Origin of the sequence: Desulfitobacterium nosdiversum (assembly GCF_049860565.1) — a bacterium.
Classification (GTDB): domain Bacteria; phylum Bacillota; class Desulfitobacteriia; order Desulfitobacteriales; family Desulfitobacteriaceae; genus Desulfitobacterium_A; species Desulfitobacterium_A nosdiversum.
This window is the reverse complement of the sequence record NZ_CP172056.1, coordinates 3,982,759-4,004,232: the sequence shown is the minus strand read 5'-3', so window position 1 is coordinate 4,004,232 and position 21,474 is coordinate 3,982,759. Positions and strand designations below refer to the sequence as shown.

Genomic DNA, 21,474 nt, shown 5'->3' with positions numbered 1-21,474 from the left:
TCCTTTGAAGCTAATGTGTTTTTATAAAAATAACGAAACAGGAGGAATTATTTATGGATTTTAGAATGACAGAGGAACAAGAATTATTATTGGAGAGCCTTCGGGAGATCATGGTCAGAGATTGTACAGAGGAATATATGAAAGAGTGCAATGAGAAAGGTGAGTCTCCGAAAAGATTTATCCAAGCTTTAGCGGAAAATGGATTTAGCATGTTAGGTGTTCCCGAGGAATACGGCGGTACTCCCGTTGATACGATGACTTTAATGCTTGTCGCCGAAGAAATTACCAAGAATGGTGGACCTCATTTCGCCTTTGGACAGGCTTTATCGATTGCGGATATGCTGGAATTTGGTTCGGAAGAGCAAAAGGCGGATACGATGAGAGAAGTTCAAAACGGCAATGTTGCCTTTGTCTTAGGCTTTACCGAGCCGCAGGCTGGTTCTGACAGCAGCGCGATTACGACAACCTTTACGCGCGAAGATGGCAAGGTCTATATCAATGGGCATAAAACCTTTATGAGCAATGCTTTGACGGCTCCTTATATGCTTTGTATGGCCCGCAACGCCGAGGAAGTTGAGAATCCGGACAAGCGCAATGCGTTTTCGATGTGGTGGGTTCCAATGAGTGCTCCGGGAATTAAAGTCGAAAGACTGAAGAAAATTGGATGGCACATGATGGATACCTGTGAGGTTTATCTTGAAAATGTTGAAGTCGAGGAAAAGGATCTTGTGGGAGTTGAGGGCAATGGCTTCATGCAGGTTCTGATTAACTTTGAAGTCGAACGTCTGTTAATGGCTGCATCTGTGCTGGGTTATGCTGAATGTGCGTTTGAAGATGCGGCGCGCTATGCCAATCAACGCGTTCAATTCGGCAAGACCATCGGCAGTCAGCAGCTCATCCAAGAGAAACTGACGTATATGAAGATTAAAATCGAAAACATGAAGAATATGGTCTATAAATGTGCATGGGAAATTGATAATGGCCTTCCGGTTCAAATTTCCTCAGCTTTAGCTAAACTCTACTGTGCTCAAGCGGCGAACGAAGTCATTGATGATGCGCTGCAAATTATGGGCGGTATTGGTTATACAACCGATTGCCGAATTTCAAGACTGTGGGTTGATGCCCGGGTCTTTAGAATTGGCGGCGGTACCGATGAGATTATGATTCATGCGGCAGGCCGAGCTATCTTAAAACAATACAAGTAAACTTAAATAATAAAGGGGAGGGATAATGATGACCTCATTTCCAATATTAAGCTCTCCGATTAAAGTCGGAAGCCTTAACCTGAGGAATCGGATGATGACGACCTCGATGTCGCCGGGACATGGATATGTTACCAATGAAGGAGTACCGACTCAACGCTTATTAAACTATTTAGAAGAAAGAGCTGCCGGCGGAACAGCTTTGATTTGTCAAACGATTGCTTTTTATCCCAGGATAGCCACTGAACACCTTCATCCGCTGCCCCTGGGTTTCGCGGATGAGCATATTCCGTATTTAAGAGCTATGGCTGAGCGTGTTCAAAAACACGGCGGTTTGATCATTGGGCAGCCCTACGCCGTCCACGATTGGAAACCTACTCCGGATGCGGACGAAGAGTACTGGGGGCCATCGACGAAAACGATATCTAAATTGATTCCTAAACCTATGACAAAGGAACACATCGAGACCTTTAAGAAAAATGTGGCCCAATGTGCTGTCACGCTGCAAAAAGCGGGCTGGGACGGGGTTGAGGTCATGGCCGGTGTCGGGGGGATAATGAACCGTTTCATGTCACCTGCGACTAATGACCGGACCGACGAATACGGCGGCAGCCTTGAAAATCGCTGCCGACTCACGGTCGAAGTGATGCAAGAAATTAAAAAAGCCTGCGGTCAGGATTTTACCATTCTTGTACGCTGGTCGCCTGTCGATTTCATTAAAGGCAGTCTGGAGATGGAAGAATCCTTAAAAATCGTGACAATCTTAGAAAAAGCAGGGGCCGCAATGCATAACTTAGCCCCGGGCTGGCATGAAACCTCGGTACCCCTTACCACTAAAGATATTAAGGACGGCTATTGGTCTTGGGTTTCCGAAAAAATTAAGACTGTGGCCACGGTCTCTGTAACTACGGCTTATAGAAATACCGATCCTGATGTGATGGAAGATATTCTGCAAAAGAAAAAAGCCGATATCATTGGCGGCCTTAGATACAATATCGCCGATCCTGAATTTGCAAACAAGGTCGTTGAGGGCCGGCCCGAGGATATTAATCGTTGCATTTGCTGCTGCCGGTGCTTAGATGATGTTATCAGCCAAGGGAAACCCCTGAACTATTGCGGAGTCAATCCCCATTTAGGAGAAGAGCTGGATAAGCCTTTGATTACCAAAACGAATAAAGCGAAGAAGGTTATGGTTATCGGCAGCGGTCCCGGAGGCTTCTCGGCGGCCGTGACTGCTGCCCGCAGAGGTCATCAGGTTACGATTTATGAACGCGGACCCCGCGTAGGCGGTTGTCTGGTCATGAGTACAATTTTCAGTCCAATCTATGATCGTTTAAACACGTATTATAAAACGATTCTCAAAAAGCATCGTGAAATTAAAGTTGTGCTCAACACCACGGTTACCCCGGCATTGGTACAAAGCGTTAAGCCTGATGCGGTAGTTGTGGCGATCGGCGGACATCCTGTGGATCTCGATGTACCGGGAGCGGGCGGCGGAAATGTGATCAAATCGCACGACTTTTTGGAAATGCTCAATGGCAAACCTCCTCAAAAGCCGGGTCTGTTCAATAAGATCATGTGGAATTGCGGATCGGTATTCTTAAAGTTCTTCTATACTCCGGATTTGGCCCGCAGCTTTATGGCGAAATTCCCTTGGCCTCTTGGTAAAAGGATTGCCATCATCGGCGGCGGACTGCCGGGCTGTGAACTGGGAAAAGAAATGATGCATCACGACCGTAATTTAGTCATAATCGACGACCATAAAAAAATTGGTCATGATGTCGGCGGAAGCGACCGTTTCCATATTACCTCTGCCTTTAAAAAATCCCCGAATGTTACACTGGAACCCCTGACTAAGGTCAAAGAAATTACAAATCAGGGTGTCAAGGTCATCCATCAAGATGGCTCAGAGGTGTTCTACACTGTTGATACAGTTGCGATTACGTTAGGCTTTGATCAGAATATGGATTTAGCGAGCTCCTTAAAGAATAAGGTTAAAGAGCTCTACGTTGTCGGTGACTGCATCAATCCTGCAAGAATGGCAGATGCAACGAAGGCGGGTTATCTTGCGGCCAGCCAAATTTAATCCTTTGTTATAAATCTTCAACTTAAAGGAGACAGCGAATGATGGAAGACGTTTATGTCAGTAAAAGAAATGACGGGATCGCTTTTTTAGTCATCAATAAGCCCCAGAGAAAAAATGCCATTAGTGGTTCCATGATGGATCTCCTAAGTGACGCGCTGCTGAAATTAGATGCCGATGATGAAGTCAGGGTGATTATCCTTAAAGGGGAAGGCGATAATTTTTCAGCGGGCGGTGACCTGAAACAAGGCGGTTCTGAAGGACTGAGCGTTGAGCAAGGCCGAAAGCTCTTAAAAAAATATATTCGTACGATTCAGACCATACAGCAGATCGCCAAACCGGTTATTGCCATGGTCGACGGCTGGGCTGTCGGAGGAGCCATGAGTATGGCGTTAGCCTGTGATATTATCTATGTTTCTGACCGAGTTAAGTTTACGTCAAACTTCTTAAAGGTCGGTATTATCCCTGAGATGGGGGTCATGATGTTCTTGCCTCAGCTGATCGGCCCTTATCGGGCGAAGGAACTTTGGTTTACCGGACGGGTTGTGGGTGCGGAGGAAGCCTATAAAATGGGATTTGCCAATAAAGTTCTCCCTGCCGAGGAACTCGAAGAAAGCACAATTGCTTTTGCCCAAGAGGTTGCGTCTGTTTCTGCCATGTCTGTCCAAATTACCAAAGGGATTACAAACAGTACGATGAGTCCAATGCTTAACCTTGTTATGGATGCTGAATCAACAGCTTCGCCCTTCTGCACGCAGACAGCTGAATACAAGGAAATCATCGCCAAATTCACAAAAAGTAAGAAACAAAGTTTAAGAAAATAGATATTTCTCATAAAAATAATATAGGCAAAGGGGTGACCCGGAAGTTGTTCTTCTGGGTCACCCCTTTTTAGCAGGCAAAGTTTTCTGCTTGCTTAGCTTACCTTACCTTACTTTACCTCAATTTACGATAAATTAAGGCTGCTTACTTATTTAAACTTTCAAGACTTATTTGCTGTCCTTAAACGCTGAAGTTTTAATCTTTATATTCAGTTTTTCGATTTTTCGATAGAGTGTGTTGCGGGCAATATTTAAGGCCTTAGCCGTTTGAAAAATATTGCCGTTATTTTTTTCTAAAGTTTGAATGATATGATCTCGTTCAGAAAGATTTTCTGAGGAATTCACATCTTTGGAGGGTGTGGAATCAGGAGACCAATGTAAAATATATTCCGATAAAATTTCCGGAGAAATCTTCTGGTCGTCGGATAAAATCATGGCCTTTTCAATAACGTTTTTTAATTCCCTGATATTGCCTGGCCAATCATACTGGCAAAGGATTTTTAGGGCATCATTACTGATTTCTTTCGGCTGCATCTTTAACTGTTTAGATAATTCCGAAATAAAGTAGTTGGCTAAAAGGGGAATGTCACTTCTCCGTTCTCGAAGCGGGGGAAGTTCAATTTCAATGACATTCAGGCGATAATAAAGATCTTGTCGAAATTGACCGGACTTAACAAGCTCAGCCATGTTTTTATTCGTTGCAGCGATGATTCGTACATCTACTTTTTTTGATTTCGTTGAATTGATCCGAGTAATTGTCCGTTCTTGCAAAAATCTTAAGAGGGCAACCTGCATGTCCAGAGGCATTTCTCCAATTTCATCAAGAAGAAGAGTCCCTTCATGGGCATGTTCAAATTTTCCAATAGAACCACGGGTTCGCGCCCCGGTAAATGCCCCCTCTTCATATCCGAAAAGTTCACTTTGGAGAAGCTCTTTAGGAAGTGCTCCGCAGTTGATAGCGACGAAGCTGCCTTTACGCTGACTTAGGCGATGAATGGCTTTAGCGACGACTTCCTTACCCGTTCCCGTCTCTCCCTGAAGAAGAACATTAGAGGGAAACTGCGCTGTTTTGTGAATCATGCGATCAACTTTAGTCCAGGCGGGACTTTCGCCTATATAGTCAACATCTCTAGAAATTGCGGGAGTGCAGTATTTGGCTGGCTTTTGAGAAATATTGCTCGGGTTTCCTGCTTCATCTTTTAAGGAAAACGGGTCAAAAACAAGTACCGTATACACATCTCCGTTGGGAAGCAGAATCCTGTTCTTCCTAAGAAGAACGCACCGAAGATAAGATTGCTTCTTGCCCGATGTTAATTCTTTAATCAAAAAATCTCGATGATTAGCATTTTGTGTATCTTTATCCAGGAGGAGAGAGAGATCGCCTTTATGAATTAGGGAATTCGCCAAGGATTTATTTTTTAACCGAGAAGGCTCCCAAAGTTGTTCAGAAGCCAGATTTTCAGCAAGAACAATGCCCTCTTGATTTAAAACGATAACAAATTGGGAACTGCAATCGATCATATCCTGAAAAGCTTTCGAGTCTATAAACGGCTTAAATGTACCACCGTTGTTATTCAGTAAGTCCTCGAGGATTTGATCGGCGGCAATGATCATGGGGAGGGCTTGGTTGGGGAGACAGCCAAAGGGATTGACAGCATTAAGCACTCCAATCATGGTGTTATTGGAGTGAATAGGTGCGCTTACATCGGAGTACGTTTGGGAAACCATGCGATAGTGTTCGAAACCATCCGTCCGGCAAGGAATTTTTTCGTTCAGAACAATAGTTACTGCACCGTTTCCACTGGTAAATTCATTGGCATAGGTACCCAAAGATCTTGGATAATGCTTAAGCGGAGTAATCAACTCAAAAACAAACCCTTCAAGATTACAAATGGATATATTGCAATCAAGCAAGGTTAAAAGAAAGTTCATAATAGGCCCGGCAAGGGTTAGCAATTGGCCATATTTTGCCCGCTTTTCTTTTAAAAGTGATTCAGAATATATCGGAAAATCCAAAGACCACGGATCCAATCCGTTTGCTTTGCATCGTTCCCAGGATCGGGCAATTTCAGGTCGTACTTTATTTGTTAGAATAACTCCGCGTGCAATGAAAGCTTTCCAAGCTTCGAGTACTTCTTCCTGTGTACTTAACATTTTCACCCTCCCTTAGCTAACGATACGGAAATATATTGCAGCATTTAAATAAACGCTAAATATTAACGTTACGCAACTTAAACATATAAGTCTATATTAAATACCTAATCTGCAATTTTAAAATTTTAAATCTTATTATTGCCGGAATTGACCAAATAATTTCTTTCACATTATTAAGGTCAGGATTTATTTTACACTAACTTCAGGTACTTTTCAAAAAATAAATATTATCTGGTAAGAGAAAGAATTTGGTCTAACACATTGTTTGAACACTTTGCTCAACTTAGTGAACAATAATACAATCACATGATCAAGAAAGCTGAACAAAGCCCATTGAAAACAGGACTTTAGCGATTTTGGCGACTTGGCATAAGTATTGCAATTAATACAGTTGCGGAATCGTGTGATGTGATTTTTAGCGATCAACTCGAATGTATGAGGAGGAGAGTTTGTAAACCATGAAAAGCACTGAAATGCCGAAGTTTGGAAATCTGCAAGGGATCAAAGTACTAAGCATAGGCTCAGCGATTGCAGGGCCTTTTGTAGGCACGCTTTTTGCCGAACAAGGAGCAGATGTCATTTATGCTGAAAGTACAATTTTCCCTGATATGTTTCGTATGTTTGGCGATGTATTTACGGTAGAACATCGAAACCAAAGATCTATCACTCTTGACGTACCTTCTCCCGGAGGACGGAGGATTCTTGCCCGACTTCTCGAAAAGTGTGATCTCCTTGTCGAAAATTCTAAAGGAGGAACTTGGGCAAAGTGGGGATTAACCGATGATGTACTATGGGAAATCAATCCTAAGCTCGTAATCGCACATATCTCCGGCTTTGGACAGACGGGAGATCCTGCATATATATCGCGGGGATCTTTTGATCCCATCGGACAAGCGTTCAGCGGTTTCATGGCGATTAATGGGGAGCCTGATCCTGCCCCGCCTTACGCGGCAAAACCCTTTACGTGCGATTATATTACCGCATTGACAACGGCTTGGGCATGTATGGCGGCACTTTACCGCACAAGGGAAACCGGCGTGGGAGAGAGTATTGATGTTGCTCAGTACGAGACGTTAGCCCGTCTTCAAGGGAACTTCCTGACAGAAGGCATCAATAATGGTCAACAGCCGCCTCGCATGGGTAATAAGGACCTGAAATCCGCTTTGGAAAACGTTCAAAAATGCAAAGACGGCAACTGGGTAATGCTTGCTTTAGGCGGAACAGCAGTTTTAAGACGGGTTGAAGAACTCTGGGGATTAGCGGATGATCCCGACTTCGCAGAACCTCATGGCGTTGTTTTTAAATCGGATGGGCCACGGGCAGAGAAATTCGTCAAAGCAGCGGTAGAATTCTGTCAATCGCATACAGCAGAAGAAGTAGACCGGATCTTAAATGCACATCAAATTCCTTGCAGCGTGATCATGACCTATGAAATGATGCTCGATAATCCCCAATATAAGGCTAGAGAAACCATAACTGAATGGCATGACCCAATTACAGATCGCAGGGTTAAAGGTGTGGGACCTATTCCGAAATTTAAGAACAACCCCAGCCGGATATTCCGCGGGGGAGCCACTTATGGAATGGATAATGAAGATGTATTAAGTGAGTTCGGCTTTAGTGAAGAAGAAATTCAATATTTTTATGAGACAAAAACAATCAAGAAGCAATAAGAGATGCTAATTTTGAACATTTACTGATTGAGGTGAAAAAATGAACGTTATTGCGTGTTTTAAAGTTGTACCTGAAGAACAGGATATCGTGGTTCAACCTGATCGAAATTTATCTTTTGCACGAGCCGAATGGAAAATCGGCCAATACGATCTCAATGCTGTCGAGGCCGGAATGCAAATTGTCGAAGCTGTCGGCGGAAAGGTTTCAGCTCTTAGTGCAGGAGGTAAACAAGCCGATAACTCAAAATTGAAGAAAGGAATCCTTTCTAGAGGTCCGGAGGATTTATTCCTGGTTATTGACGACCGTTTCGGAAATGCAGATTCTCATTTGACGGCAAAAGCTCTGGAAGCTGGGATTCGCAAAATCGGAAGTTTTGACCTTGTCCTCTGTGGAGAAGGATCCGGCGATTTGTATTCTCAGCAAGTTGGGATTCAACTGGGTGAACTGCTTAATGTCCCTACCTTAAATGCAGTGAGCAAAATTACTCCTGCCGGGGACAAGCTCGTCGTTGAACGGACGTTGGAAAACGAAGTTGAGATTCTGGAGGTCACTCTTCCGGCGGTCATTTCCGTGACCACCGATATCAATCTTCCTCGTATTCCAAGTATGAAAAACATCTTAGCTGCCGGGAAAAAGCCCGTAACCCAATGGGGAACAGCAGATCTTGGCTTAGAGGATGCGAAAAGGCCTACTGAAATCATAAACACCTTAGCTCCCGAAGATGTCGATCGCAAGCAGATTATTTTCGAAGGCGATTCGGAAGAAGCAGTACAAAAGCTATTCGAAAGCATTCATAAAGAACTTCTCTAGAGGATGGTGAAAAACATGAGTAAGATCAATAAAGTATGGGTCATAGCTGAAAAGGAATCAGCTTTAGCTCAGCTCCTGGCAGGAGGCCGTCAACTTGGAGAAGAAGTCGCGGCGGTAGTTTTGGGAACAAAAGAAGAGACAGAAAAAGCAATCAGACTCGGAGCGGATAAAATCTATTGGCTGGGAGAGCGCAAAGCCGAGAATCTCTATGAGGATTACGCGCCAACGATTTCCGGACTTCTCAAGCAGGTACATCCTGAACTTGTGCTTGTTCAGCCCAGCAAACGCGGTAAGCTTCTTGCCGGCCGTCTTGCGGCAAGTATAGGAGCGAGTGTCTTAGCCGATGCGGCTGAGATCAAAGCTGAGGGAAAAGTTCAGGTTACCCATATGGTCTATGGAGGAGCAGCCTTCCGCATAGAACAAGCCTTGACGGAAACCACGATTGTTACGGTTGGCGCAGGCGTATATACGACTCTTCCAGAAGATGCGGCGCGTCGGGGAACAGTCGTCAATGTCGATTTTGTTGAGCCTCAGCATAAAGTCAAGTTGATTGAGAAAAAGAATAAGGAAGGCGCCGCCGTTAATCTAAGTGCGGCCAAACGGGTTGTCAGTATTGGCCGAGGAATTGCGAATCAAGAAGATATTAAGCTGGCAGAGGAATTGGCAGAACAGATCGGGGCAGAGGTCGGATGTTCAAGACCTATCGCCGAAGGAGTCAATTGGCTGCCCACGGAACGCTATATCGGGGTGTCCGGGGCAATTCTGAAACCGGAAGTCTATCTTGCAGTCGGAATATCCGGACAAGTTCAGCACATGGTCGGTGCGAATCAGGCGAAAGTGATTATCGCCGTCAATAAAGACAAAGCGGCTCCGATCTTCAAGCATGCGGATTACGGAATTATCGGAGACCTCTATAAAGTACTCCCCCTCTTGACCGAGAAATTCAAAGCCAATAAGTAAACGTGAGGGATTGGGTATCATTCTATAAAAAGTGGTGGATCGAATGGCAGATAAGTATGAGGTGATTATTGTTGGTGCAGGCCCTGCGGGGCTTGCAGCAGCATATCGTTTAGCACAGGCAGGAGTGGAAGTTGTCGTCATTGAACGGGGCGATTATCCGGGCAGTAAAAATCTGAGCGGAGGAGTTCTTTATAGCCGCGTTTTAGACCAACTCATTCCTGAGTTCTGGCAAGAAGCCCCGATTGAGCGCTATATTACGAATTATATTACGACACTGATGACCCCAGACGATTATTTTAACCTGGAGTATAAAGGCAAAGCCTTAGGAAAGACGCCCTATAATGCAGTTACCGTCCTCCGGGCGAAATTTGACCGCTGGCTCGCCGAAAAAGCGGAAGAAGTCGGCGCGATGATCGTTACAGGCATCAAAGTGGAAAAGGTTTTAAAAGCAGGAAACCGTATCGTCGGAATCAGCACCGGAGATGAAGAAATGCTGGCTGACGTCGTGATCGCAGCTGACGGGATCAACTCCTTTATCTCCCAAGAAGCCGGCTTGCGCGGCGAAATCAAACTCGATCATCTCGCCGTCGGAGCAAAGGCTCTGATTGAACTCCCCAGGAATGTGATTGAGGAACGCTTTCGCTTAACAGGGAATGAAGGAGCGGCCTATGCCATATTGGGGGAGGCAACTCATGGCGTTGCCGGTGGAGCTTTCTTCTATACGAATCAGGAAAGCCTCTCGATCGGTGTGGTGATGCGCTTAGATGATCTCGTTAAAGAGAGAGTGAAGCCGCATGAGGTGCTTGATGATCTTCTCGAACATCCGATGATCGCCCCGCTCGTGAAGGATGGAACAATGACGGAATATGGGGCTCATCTGACCGGTGAAGGCGGATTAAATATGGTTCCCCCAAAACTGTATACGGATGGGTTGCTGATGATCGGAGATGCGGCAGGATTTACGATTAACAGCGGTCTAGTAATTCGAGGCATGGATCTTGCGATGGGCTCCGGAATGGCTGCGGCTGAAACCGTGATTGAAGCAAAGCGTGGAAATGATTTTACTGAGGCCGGCTTAAGCGCCTATAGTCGTATCCTGGACGAGAGTTTTGTCATGAAAGACTTAAAGCTTTATGCCAAAGCTCCTGGATTTATGGAGAATGATCGTTTGTATAAAAAATATTCGCTCTTTGTGAATGATCTCTTTGGAAAGGTCTATACCCAGGATTTGATTCCGAAAGAGCATTTAATGAAGACTGCGATGCAGTCGCTGAAAGAAAACGGCATCTCTCTGTTCGATTTAGTCAAGGATGGAATAATGGGGGTGCGCGCACTGTGAGGATGAGTTTAGCGGATAAATTAAATCTAAATAAGTTTGAAGTGGATGAGGGAGAACCCCATATCCTGATCAACAATGAACTCTGTAAATCCTGCGGACCTAAAAGCTGTCTCTACGTCTGTCCGGCTGGACTTTACAGTGAACAAAACGGAGAGATCATTGTGGAGTGGGCAGGCTGCCTAGAATGCGGAACTTGCCGCGCGGTTTGTGATAAGAAAGCAATTGACTGGAAATACCCAAGAGGCGGGTTTGGGATCATTTATCGACAAGGTTAAAGGAAAAGCACAACTCTTAAATGTCACCAAAAAAGGAGGTAGACCCACGATGAGTGAGCAGTCACCTGTAAAGAATCCCTGGAAGGCATATCTTGGTTTGTTGTTTGGTTCCTTTACCATTATTGAATCGTTAGCTTTTCAAATTCCTGTTGTGCCAATTCTACAAAAGGTATTTGGCATTTCGGTAGCCTCGGCCGCTTTTATTGGTCTATGCTATTATTTGACTCATATTGTCTTCGGCCCGATTTGGGGAAATATTGGTGACCAATTGGGCCGTAAACGCATCGTTCTTACAGGAATGGCCGTTTTTGCGTTCAGCGAGTTTATGGCAGCGGCATCAGTGAATTTTCCGATGTTCCTGGCGGCAAGATTAATTCAGGGGGTCGGGTCGGCCTGTGTTGTTTCTTCAGGGCTTGCCTATGCCTCCTATCTTTTTCCGCAGGAGAAACGGGGAGCAGCCCTCGGAACCTTTTCTTCCATTGGCACAATAGGTGCTGCTGTAGGCGGACTGATCGGCGGTCTTGTCGTCACCCGGTTTGGATGGCAGTCCATTTACTTGATCAATGGCACTTTGGCGATTCTGGGAATGATTTTGGTTGCATCTGCAGTTCCGGAGACTCCTCGAAATCAGAAAAAGCCATTTGATTATATTGGCGCAATTTTGCTTCTGCTGACGATCGGTATGCTGTTATCGGTTACAACTTTAATTTCTAATTTGGGTGCCGGCTCCCCGACAACGCTCAGTGTTTTAGCGGCAGGCATCGTTTTAGCGGTTGTCTTTTTAAATGTGGAAAAGAGAAGCTCGCATCCTTTCATTGAATTATCCCTTCTTAAAAATCCTATCTTTATTGTCCCGCTTATCGTCTATTTCTTCATTCAGCTTTGCAATACGGGTGCGATGACGGCCAATTCCTTCTTCGTCAATGCTAAACCGAATGGAGGACCGCAAGTTGTCGGTATCGTATCCATGTACAGCTATATCGCAGGAGCACTTGCGGGATTTACGAGCGGTAAGCTCATCGATAAAATCAGAATCAAGTATGTCATGTTATTAGGTATCGCCATCTTCTTCATCGGCATTATCTCCTTTTCACGGTTTAATGCAAATACTCCGGTTTGGTATATTTCCATGGCGGTTTGTATCTTTACAGCAGGAATCTGCATGATGATGCCAGCCTGTATAAAAATGGCCTTATCCATTGTGCCGAGCAGCAAACTTGGTGCAGGCTCGGGAACGTACACGATGCTTCAATATATGGGAAATCCCGCTGGGTCGTCTGTGGGTTTAGCGGTATTTAGTTCTTTGTCCGCTACTGCTTTGGCGGCACAACTTACCACTTCAGCTCAAAAAGCTGGAATGAGTCAAGATATGATTCCTGCTTTATTAAAGGCTGGAAAGACTGCAGGTAAAACAATCGATCCTGCCTTAGCCGATCAGCTGACGAAGCTGGGAACTAAGTTCCAAGATCTCTACACTCCGGCAAATGTCCAAGCTATGGTCGGTGCCTTAAATAAAATGAGCTACATTATTCTCGGAGTAACGGCAGTAGTCTTCCTGCTTACCTTAATCTTCTTACCCAGTCAACCCGTTCAGCCTGTTGAAGATACGGAAAAACGGGCGGCCTAATTAAAATCATTGTATTAAAACGTGCTGTTCACCAGTTACAGAGAAAAGAAGTTCTTGTTCTGTGCTGGTGAACAGCCAGAATACCTCCCTTGTTGAGGAAGCAAAGAAGGAATTAGACAGCCTTGCAAAGGAAGGGATAAAATAATGTTTCCTATTAATGTAGGGTATTTCTTAACGCTTAATGCGAACAGATATCCTAATAAGACAGCGCTTCTTTACAAGGGGCGGAGGTTTACCTACCGAGAAATTAATGATCGGGTCAACCGCCTTGCCCATTCTTTAATCGATCTTGGAATTACGAAAGGGGACAAAGTCGGGTTTATTTTCCCAAATTGCAATCAGATCGTTGAATTGCTCTTTGCGCTCTTTAAAATCGGAGCTGTTGCCGTACCCCTAAATCATCGCCTAGTTTCTCAGGAAATCAAGTATTTAGTCGATACGGCCGAATGTAAAGCTTTTGTGTACAGTGATATGTATGCCGATAAAGTCGCAGAGGTAAAAAAAGAATTTAATCAGGTAAAAATGATAGTCTCATCAGGGCAATCATTTGCAGGTGAGCACTCCTATGAACAATTATGTGCTCATGTGGATAATACTGAACCTAATGTCACCATTTCTGGGAACGACCTCAGCCGAATTCAGTTTACAGGAGGAACAACAGGCCGTTCCAAAGGGGTTATGCGGACTCATGAAAGTGATATTTTCCAAACGATTAGCATTATGACTCAAGACAAAATGGGTGCAAATCCCGATGAGGTTGTGATGGTTCAATGCCCGCTTCATCATCAAGGAGGAATGTCCTGGCTTCTTTCGGCAATAGCAACGGGCGCAGAATTTGTTTTTTGTGACGTTTTTAATCCAGAGGATATTCTTAAGCAAATTCAGGACTATAAAGTCACTTATTTATTATTGCTTCCTCCAGTCACTTACCTTAGACTATATGATGTCCCCAATATTAAGACCTTTGATCTGACTTCGGTAAAATATGTTCAGATGTCGGCAGGCGGTACTTCTCCGGATATTATTTTCAAAACCTATAATGCTTTTCCCAATTGCGAAGTGAATTATGGCTGGGGCCAAACAGAGTCAGGAGCGGGTACGAATATCGTGCTTACCCGTGAATTGGCTCATACTCATCCGGAAAAGACGAAAAGTATTGGTAAAGCCATGCCTCTTATTGAGCTCCGAATTGTGGATGAGGAAGGCAAGGATGTACCTGTCGGAGAGGTCGGGGAGTGTATTGCAAGGGGTCCTTCCGTTATGTCAGGGTATTATAATCAGCCGGAGTTAACGGCGAAGGCCTTTAAAGATGGCTGGGTCCATACCGGGGACATGTTCAAGCAGGACGAAGAAGGTTATTATTATATCATGGACCGCAAGAAGGACATGATTAAAACCGGCGGAGAAAACGTTTTTGCCCAGGAGGTCGAGAGTGTTATCCGGAGTCACTCAGCGATACTGGATTGTGCTGTTATTGGGGTTCCTGATCCTGTGTTTGGGGAGGCGGTAATGGCCGTAGTTAAACTCAGAACAGGAGGTTCAGTTACGTTGGAAGAAATTCAAGAGCTCTGTAAAAGCCAATTGTCGAGTTATAAAAAGCCGCGCTATGTCGATTTCGTCGAAAGTTTTCCTATCGATAGCGCGGGAAAGATCCAGAAATTCAGGCTTCGCGAAATGTATAAAGCATTTTCTCGAAGTTACCTTTGCAAAAGTTCATAGGAGTGAAAAATTTGCTGACAGAAGTATACCCAAAGGTTTATCGGAATGAAATTCCTCTGCCTGATTTCCCTCTTAAAACCATAAACAGTTATATCATTGTATCGGATCAGCGAAATCTTATGGTGGATACGGGATTCAATACAGAAGCAGGCAGAGCAGCGATCCTAGAGGGTATAAGGGAATTGAATATTGATCTTAAAAAGACAGATCTGATTTTAACCCATATGCATTCAGACCATGCGGGTATGGCCCTGTATCTTCAAAAATTAGGAGCTTCAGTTTACATTGGCCAAACAGATAGAGAATTATTAAACTCCATCATGTTAAAGGAAAAAAAAGCTCCATTTGAGGTTTTAGCTGAAATGTTATCCTTGGAAAAGGAAATTTTCCCTTCATTGGCTAACCTGTATGGGGATAATTCAACAAAAGAAGTTGTCTTTCATCCTCTAAGGGAAGGGGATACGCTGAATATCGGCGATTTTGTGTTTGAAGTCGTAAATATACCAGGCCATACTCCCGGACATATCGGCCTATACGAAAGAAAGCAAAAGTTATTTTTCTGCGGAGATCATATTCTTGATCATATAAGTCCCAGTGTGATGTTCTGGGGATTTGAGCAGGATGCTTTAGGTATATATATGAAAAGTTTGGCTAAGGTCTATGCTCTGAACGTTAAGTTTTTATTTACAGGACACTTCAATTTGATTACAAACCATCGAAAGCGGATCAAAGAGCTAATTTCTCTTTGTGAGGAACGAATTCAGGAAACTAAAGATTTAATGGCTAAAGGAAATATGACGCCGTATGAGACTGCGGCCAATCTCCATTGGAATATCAAGGAGAAATGGGAGGATTTCTCTAAGATGCAGAGGTTTATGGCTGTGAGTGAGACGCTTACGCATCTTGAACACTTAACTCATAAAAAGAACTTAAAGAGGCGCAATATAAAAGGAAATCTTTATTATGAGCCGAATAAAATATAGATATGATTTTTTCATTAGTCATAAAACATTTGATATGGGATTTATCAGCGACCGACTGATTACTGATCTGAGTAAGTCTAGATCAATAATCAGTCGGTCGTTTATTTGTAGTTCAGTTTAGGCAATTTATATTAGAGAGCTATTACAAATGATTTTTAAAAGCGCTAGCGGTTAGAATTATACAATTTGAACTATAATATAAATAAAGTTAAGTTATATATTAAATATATTAAGTTATTGATTGACATTATTGATATTTAGCGTTATGATCTTAATCAGGAAAGAGATTTAGCCAGTATAAAGCAGAGGTGATGGTTTTGGATTACAAAATGCCTCATCGGTGTCCGGTATGTGATCATGAAATGCAGATAACGAAACTAATGTGTACCCATTGCCCAACAAAAATTGAAGGTGAGTTCAGCACGTGCAAATTTTGTAAACTTCCAGCCGAGCAGCTCATTTTCGTAGAAGCGTTTATTAAATGCCGGGGCAATATTAAAGAGGTTGAAAAAGAGTTAGGAATATCCTATCCCACGGTTCGCGGCCGCTTAGATAGCGTCATTGAGGCATTGGGATATCGGGTAGAAGGAGAGCGGGAAAAGGACTCTCAAGGAGAAAGCCTGCGTCGGCAAGATATTCTTGAAGCCCTCGAACGCGGGGAAATTTCACCGGAAGAAGCGGCTCGCCAAATGAGAAAGGAGCGGTCATAATGAGCAATGAAAAAATGAAGATTTTAGAGATGATTCAAGAGGGAAAACTAACAGCATCCGAGGGCATGGATTTGCTGAAGGCGATTGAAGAAAACAGTGAGGAAGCTATGCCTTCTCCTTCGCTGACTGAGGGAGAAAAACATACCCCATCAGCGATGGATCGTTTTTTGCGGGTTCGGGTTATCGGAGAGAAAACGTTAAAGGTTAATGTTAATGTACCCTTTAGTTTGTTGCGCTCGGCCTCAAAGCTGGTTGTTTATGCTATGAGTTTTGTTCCTGCCGATAAACGTGCAGAATTTGAACAAAAAGGTCTCGATCTTCAAGCCCTTGATGTTGAAGGCCTTGTCCGCCTGGTCGAAGAAAGCGTAGACGGAAAAATTGTGGATGTTGAGGTAGCCGATCCGCAAGAAGGAAAAATCAAGGTTGAAGTGTATGTGGACTAACTCGGCTTACTTTCTGATCGTTCGGGTCAGGTTACAGGGCCAGAGAAACTTTAGATTCCCAATACCTCTGCGTGTTGTTGATGAATGGTTTGAGGCTTTGGCAGATTTAATAAGGATTGGAGAAACAGCCTTGCGATTTGTTCCGATTCCGCACGAACCGGCGTCAAAAAGACATATGAATTGGATCAGAACGCTTTATCCGAGCAGGATAATTAGAACTGCGAATATCCTTTTAAAGGATCTAAGCCATCATAAGGGACTTGACGTTGTTGACGTGGATACTGGAGACGTTCAGGTAAAAATACACTTAAGATGAATGAGGGGATTCGCATGAAAAAACAAATAACCCGTGCTCTTATCAATACGTTAGCCTTTTTTCTTGCAGCTCAATTTTTACCGATCATAGCGGCAACTCCTCTTCATTTCTTAGGTGCAGGGATAATTCTTGCTTTAATCAACATGGTCATTCGTCCGTTACTGATACTTTTAGCGATTCCCCTTAATCTAGTAACCTTAGGGCTTTTTACGCTCGTTATTAATGCCTGGATGATTCAGCTAACCAGTGGACTTATGCCAGGGTTTTATGTCCCAGGTTTTAAAGCTGCATTGTTTACCGCCATCCTTATTTCTTTAGGAAACTGGGGTTATAAGAAAATAATAGCCCGGCCTAATTAAACAAATAAGTTTTTAGGTATATCATTAAAAATGTAAAACCCCCTAGAGTATTAAAAGGTAATACTTTAGGGGGTTATTATTAGTGAATATTACTGACAAATCTGATATCCTTTAATTTGAATAAAAGATAAGAGAAGATTTGATGTTAATAGAGGAGGAGCAACGCTTGTGCAGGAACGTCATCTTATAAAGCATTTTGCTCCGGCCTGGTTTGCTGTTATTATGGGTACCGGAGGTTTTTCAAATATCCTATATCTTTGGCAGAATTCTTTTCCATTAGGAAAGCCTATGGGAACGGGATTGGCGGCTCTTACGGGTATTCTTTATTTTATCGTCATAATTCCCTGGATCATCCGCTGGATCAAGTATTTTGATTATGTCCGTCGTGATCTGCAACATCCCCTTACAGGTAATTTCTTTGTGACAATGCCTATTGGGACTGCGATCTTTGGAACAAATATTTATTTGATCTGGAGTCAGTATTTAGATAGTGCGATAACCTATAATCTAATCTTTATGATTTGGATTTTTGCTATTTTCGGCGTGAGCTTTTTTACGTTTTACACTACGTTTAGAATTCTGCGGGTGGAAGAAACACCAAAACCCCAGATGATCAATTTCTCTTGGATTATGGCCCCCATTGCGAATATGGCTGTTTCCCTGATTGGTAATCCGGTGCTTACACTTACGATTAAGTATCATCCGGCATGGAGTTTATCGATCTTGATTGTCAATGCGAGCCTATTTGGAATTGGCTTTTTCCTCTTTATTTTTATCAGTGCCATTGTTTTTGTGCGTTTAGCGCTGCATGCTCTCCCTTCGGCAGAAACGACACCGTCTTTTGGTATTTTCCTGAGCGCAGTTGGCTTGGCCGTTTGTGCAATCATTGATGCGTCAAAAAATGCTCAAATGATGGGCGTTTTAGCCTCAACGGAACTTTCCGATCTAGTCGCAGTCGTTGTTTGGGGGTTTGGAATCTGGATTGTGGGGATTATCCTTCTTATTTCTTTTTACAATGTCCGTCGAGGTGGAATTCCTTTTAATATGGGGTGGTGGGCCTTTATTTTTCCTCTGGCAGCCTATACTCTTGCCAGTCAAAAAATAGCTTCGATCTATGCAACTCAGCTAACTTCGGGTTATGCAGCTTTTTTGACCGCCCTTTTAAGCTTGCTTTGGCTATATACTTTTAGTCAAACTCTTTTAGGTGTGATAAGCGGTAAACTTTTCACTGGAACGCCGATCAAAGAAATATAAACGATGTCTATTACTTAATTGGGAAATATACAAGAAATTCAGTTCCGCCGGATCCACTCTGTACTTTAAATTTTCCATGATGCCTATGAACAATATTATAGCTAGTAGCTAATCCCAGTCCTGTATGATTATCTTTTGTTGTAAAAAAGGGTATTCCCAGTTTTTCTATGTTCTCTCGCGGAATGCCGGTACCCTCATCTTTTACACTTAATACCACCTGCTCATCTTGAGTATAGGTACGAACAGAAAGCCTGCCATTCTCTTTCATTGCGTCAAGTCCGTTTTGAGCTAAGTTAAGTGTTAACTGAACAATTTCGTTCGCGTTTAATAGAATTTTAGGAGTATCCATCGTTTCAAGCACAACTTCTTTTTGTTGTTTACTGGCCTCTGCCCTTAATAGTGGATATAGATCGTCTAAGATTTTATCGATATTTTGATAGCTGGGATTATTTGGTTTATGGCATGCAAGTGACAGGTATTTAGTGATAATTGAATTAGCATGGTCAATTTCATCCATCATAATTCCAAACGCAGACGAATACGATTTAAATTCAGTTTTTGCTCCCATAACCTGAAGATATCCTCTAACGGTTGTCATGGGATTTCTAATTTCATGAGCGATGCCAGCCGCCATTTTTCCAACTAAATTTAGGCGGTCCAGTCGAGCCATTTCTTTTTCTACTTGTTTATTTTTTGTAATATTAGTTCTAGTTAATAAGAAGCATTCTTCATTGTCCAGTTCCATCTTCTCTGCTGATAAAAGATATGTTACTTCATTTTCATTCCTCAAAAATGAAAACTCCATATTTTCAATTGAACTATTTTCCTCTAACTTATCCTTAAACTGTAGAAAATGAGCTTCAGGCATCCCAAGTTCAAAAAGCGTATTGCCTATTAAATTTTCACGAGAGAACGTGCTATTCTTTAAAGCCCGTTGATTAACATCAATCAAACGGAAGTCGGATTTTCGAACGATCATTAGTGTATTTGGGCTGGAGTGAAAGATTTTAGAAAACCGTTCTTCTGATTTTCGAAGCTCAGAAGTGCGTTCTTCAACCAGCTTCTCTAAATAGTCCCTACGTATACGCAATTTTCTGGATTTATGTACGTAGTCGGTAATTTCTCCCATAGTCGCAATACAACCACGAATAATTCCATCGTTATCACGTATCGGACTGGCATTCCAACGAGCAAATTTAGTTATGCCATCTTCCCAAACGAATTCTAATTCACAACCTACAATTTCTTTTCCGAATCTTACTGCTTGTTCTATAGGTAGTTCTTCTGCAGGGATCATTTTGCCATTTTGATAAACTTTCATTGGGTGGGGACCTTGAGTTGAGAAAGAGAACTGTCCCAAGGGTTCGATTCGTAAGAACCTTGCTGTTACTGAATTATGAATAATGGTTTTACAACCGGCATCTGCAGCGATAGAAATCCCGCATGGAAGAATATCAAATAGTTTTGAGTGCATTTGCATCAAAATCTGTTGAAGGTCGGGATTACTGCTAATAAAATCTTCAATGTTCATCTGTTCGCCTCCACAACCAATTTCATTTGAAAGAGATACTTGACATAGGTCATGGGCCATTGGTCCTATTTATTTCCATTATTTCTACATTTTTTCTGAAATTCCTATTCCAAAATTCTTGAATTACCAAATATTTTTTCAAAAATTTGAAAAACTTATTTAGATGTCTGATTTTTGCTGTTTTCCTCTTTACTTTGACGCTGCGTCAAGGTGTATATTGGTTTTTGTAAGGAGGGTGAGCGAATGGAATATACAGTTCGGAAATTAAGTCAAATTGCAGGTGTCAGTACGAGAACCTTACGCTATTATGATGAGATTGGAATTCTTAAACCAGCACGCGTGAATTCTTCAGGATATCGAATCTATGGTCAAACGGAAGTAGACCGATTACAGAACATTTTATTTTACCGTGAGTTAGGAGTTGAATTGGAGCAGATCAAAGCCATTCTTGAATCACCTTCTTTTGATCGAATTAAGGCCCTTCAAGAACATCGGGTGAAATTGCTTGAAAAAAGGGAACAGCTCGATCAGCTGATTTCTAATGTTGATAAAACGATTGCCGCAACAGAGGGGGGAATTAAAATGACTGATCAAGAAAAGTTTGAAGGCTTTAAGCAAAGACTTATTGAAGATAACGAGACAAAGTATGGTAAAGAGGTTCGCGAAAAATATGGGGATAAAGCAGCTGATGCATCTAATCAAAAGATCAAAGGGATGACCGAAGAACAGTTTGATGAAGTTAATCGGCTTAGAGAAGAAGTCAATGAAACGCTTTATACTGCTTTTAAGACAGGCGATCCTGCAGGTGAATTAGCACAAAAGGCAGCGGATCTTCATCGGCAGTGGTTATGCTATTATTGGGAGAGCTACTCGAAAGAGGCTCATGCCGGAGTCGCTCAGATGTATGTTGATGACCCTCGGTTTACAGCCTATTATGATGAGAGACAGCCTGGTGCCGCAGCATTTCTGCGGGATGCCATCTTCATTTATACGGGGATAAAATAGGGCGGGTATGGGAAATAAATTTAAAAAAGATAAAAGCTATTGAATTTTTCTAACCTTGGTGATATTGTAATAGTACACTGATGATAGGGAAGTAAAACCGGAGAACGACCTTAGAGAGAGCCGGGATAGGTGGAAGCTCGGCAGGTACGGATCGGATAAGTGGACCCCTGAGGGCAAAGCGAAAAAACCGTGGTTTGAGTAGCTTTTGA

19 protein-coding genes and 1 other annotated feature (1 of these 20 only partly in view) are annotated in these 21,474 nt (G+C 42.9%); of the genes, 17 read left to right on the top strand and 2 right to left on the bottom strand.

Translation table 11 applies throughout. The annotated features are described in order from the left end of the window. Positions 1 to 53: 53 nt before the first annotated feature. The 3 genes from ACHOLT_RS19470 to ACHOLT_RS19460 are packed head-to-tail and all read left to right on the top strand — an operon-like array spanning position 54 to position 4,109. Positions 54 to 1,205, top strand: a complete 1,152-nt coding sequence (locus ACHOLT_RS19470) for an acyl-CoA dehydrogenase (RefSeq protein WP_425804092.1) — start codon at positions 54 to 56, stop codon at positions 1,203 to 1,205. Between the two features lie 28 nt (positions 1,206 to 1,233). Beyond that, positions 1,234 to 3,288 carry an FAD-dependent oxidoreductase gene (locus ACHOLT_RS19465; protein WP_425808183.1) on the top strand — a complete coding sequence of 685 codons (2,055 nt, stop codon included), beginning with the start codon at positions 1,234 to 1,236 and terminating at the stop codon, positions 3,286 to 3,288. Between the two features lie 38 nt (positions 3,289 to 3,326). After that, on the top strand, positions 3,327 to 4,109 hold the full coding sequence (locus tag ACHOLT_RS19460) for an enoyl-CoA hydratase/isomerase family protein (protein WP_425804090.1): 783 nt from the start codon (positions 3,327 to 3,329) through the stop codon (positions 4,107 to 4,109). Between the two features lie 165 nt (positions 4,110 to 4,274). On the opposite strand, the gene ACHOLT_RS19455 is transcribed toward ACHOLT_RS19460, so the two are convergent. Continuing rightward, positions 4,275 to 6,260 (bottom strand): sigma-54 interaction domain-containing protein, encoded by a 1,986-nt coding sequence (locus ACHOLT_RS19455; protein ID WP_425804087.1) that lies wholly within the window; start codon positions 6,258 to 6,260, stop codon positions 4,275 to 4,277. Positions 6,261 to 6,718: 458 nt separating this feature from the next. Here ACHOLT_RS19455 and ACHOLT_RS19450 point away from each other — a divergent pair, with 458 nt between their 5' ends. The 13 genes from ACHOLT_RS19450 (at position 6,719) to ACHOLT_RS19390 (ending at position 18,729) form a co-directional block, all read left to right on the top strand. After that, positions 6,719 to 7,933, top strand: coding sequence for a CoA transferase (locus tag ACHOLT_RS19450; protein ID WP_425804085.1), 1,215 nt, complete (start codon positions 6,719 to 6,721; stop codon positions 7,931 to 7,933). A gap of 40 nt (positions 7,934 to 7,973) precedes the next feature. Beyond that, positions 7,974 to 8,744 carry an electron transfer flavoprotein gene (locus tag ACHOLT_RS19445; RefSeq protein ID WP_425804083.1) on the top strand — a complete coding sequence of 257 codons (771 nt, stop codon included), beginning with the start codon at positions 7,974 to 7,976 and terminating at the stop codon, positions 8,742 to 8,744. 15 nt (positions 8,745 to 8,759) lie between these two features. Then, entirely contained in the window at positions 8,760 to 9,704 is a 945-nt protein-coding gene (locus tag ACHOLT_RS19440; RefSeq protein ID WP_425804081.1) for an electron transfer flavoprotein subunit alpha/FixB family protein, read from the top strand. Positions 9,705 to 9,747: 43 nt separating this feature from the next. Next, positions 9,748 to 11,043 (top strand): FAD-dependent oxidoreductase, encoded by a 1,296-nt coding sequence (locus ACHOLT_RS19435; protein WP_425804079.1) that lies wholly within the window; start codon positions 9,748 to 9,750, stop codon positions 11,041 to 11,043. 2 nt (positions 11,044 to 11,045) lie between these two features. Continuing rightward, entirely contained in the window at positions 11,046 to 11,318 is a 273-nt protein-coding gene (locus ACHOLT_RS19430; RefSeq protein WP_425808181.1) for a ferredoxin family protein, read from the top strand. A gap of 49 nt (positions 11,319 to 11,367) precedes the next feature. Then, entirely contained in the window at positions 11,368 to 12,945 is a 1,578-nt protein-coding gene (locus ACHOLT_RS19425; RefSeq protein WP_425804077.1) for an MFS transporter, read from the top strand. A gap of 144 nt (positions 12,946 to 13,089) precedes the next feature. Continuing rightward, complete coding sequence (locus tag ACHOLT_RS19420) at positions 13,090 to 14,664, top strand: class I adenylate-forming enzyme family protein (RefSeq protein ID WP_425804075.1); 1,575 nt, start codon at positions 13,090 to 13,092, stop codon at positions 14,662 to 14,664. 11 nt (positions 14,665 to 14,675) lie between these two features. Next, on the top strand, positions 14,676 to 15,647 hold the full coding sequence (locus tag ACHOLT_RS19415) for an MBL fold metallo-hydrolase (RefSeq protein WP_425804072.1): 972 nt from the start codon (positions 14,676 to 14,678) through the stop codon (positions 15,645 to 15,647). Between the two features lie 317 nt (positions 15,648 to 15,964). Continuing rightward, complete coding sequence (locus ACHOLT_RS19410; RefSeq protein WP_425804071.1) at positions 15,965 to 16,357, top strand: DUF2089 domain-containing protein; 393 nt, start codon at positions 15,965 to 15,967, stop codon at positions 16,355 to 16,357. After that, the gene (locus ACHOLT_RS19405; RefSeq protein WP_425804069.1) at positions 16,357 to 16,800 is read left to right on the top strand and encodes an SHOCT-like domain-containing protein; all 444 of its coding nucleotides are present in this window, start codon (positions 16,357 to 16,359) and stop codon (positions 16,798 to 16,800) included. The genes ACHOLT_RS19410 and ACHOLT_RS19405 overlap by 1 nt, the downstream gene beginning before the upstream one ends. Further along, positions 16,790 to 17,116 carry a hypothetical protein gene (locus tag ACHOLT_RS19400; protein ID WP_425804066.1) on the top strand — a complete coding sequence of 109 codons (327 nt, stop codon included), beginning with the start codon at positions 16,790 to 16,792 and terminating at the stop codon, positions 17,114 to 17,116. The genes ACHOLT_RS19405 and ACHOLT_RS19400 overlap by 11 nt, the downstream gene beginning before the upstream one ends. A 14-nt stretch (positions 17,117 to 17,130) precedes the next feature. Beyond that, positions 17,131 to 17,475, top strand: coding sequence for a phage holin family protein (locus tag ACHOLT_RS19395; protein ID WP_425804064.1), 345 nt, complete (start codon positions 17,131 to 17,133; stop codon positions 17,473 to 17,475). A 168-nt stretch (positions 17,476 to 17,643) separates the two neighbouring features. Further along, positions 17,644 to 18,729: a C4-dicarboxylate ABC transporter gene (locus ACHOLT_RS19390; protein WP_425804061.1), complete on the top strand. Its 1,086-nt coding sequence runs from the start codon at positions 17,644 to 17,646 to the stop codon at positions 18,727 to 18,729. Positions 18,730 to 18,739: 10 nt separating this feature from the next. Here the strand turns inward: ACHOLT_RS19390 and ACHOLT_RS19385 are convergent, their stop codons facing one another. After that, the gene (locus ACHOLT_RS19385) at positions 18,740 to 20,260 is read right to left on the bottom strand and encodes an ATP-binding protein (protein ID WP_425804059.1); all 1,521 of its coding nucleotides are present in this window, start codon (positions 20,258 to 20,260) and stop codon (positions 18,740 to 18,742) included. A gap of 243 nt (positions 20,261 to 20,503) precedes the next feature. On the opposite strand from ACHOLT_RS19385, the gene ACHOLT_RS19380 reads away from it, so the two are divergent. Further along, complete coding sequence (locus ACHOLT_RS19380; protein ID WP_425804057.1) at positions 20,504 to 21,265, top strand: MerR family transcriptional regulator; 762 nt, start codon at positions 20,504 to 20,506, stop codon at positions 21,263 to 21,265. 71 nt (positions 21,266 to 21,336) lie between these two features. Further along, positions 21,337 to 21,474 (top strand) — a binding site (T-box leader) (it continues 108 nt past the right edge of the window).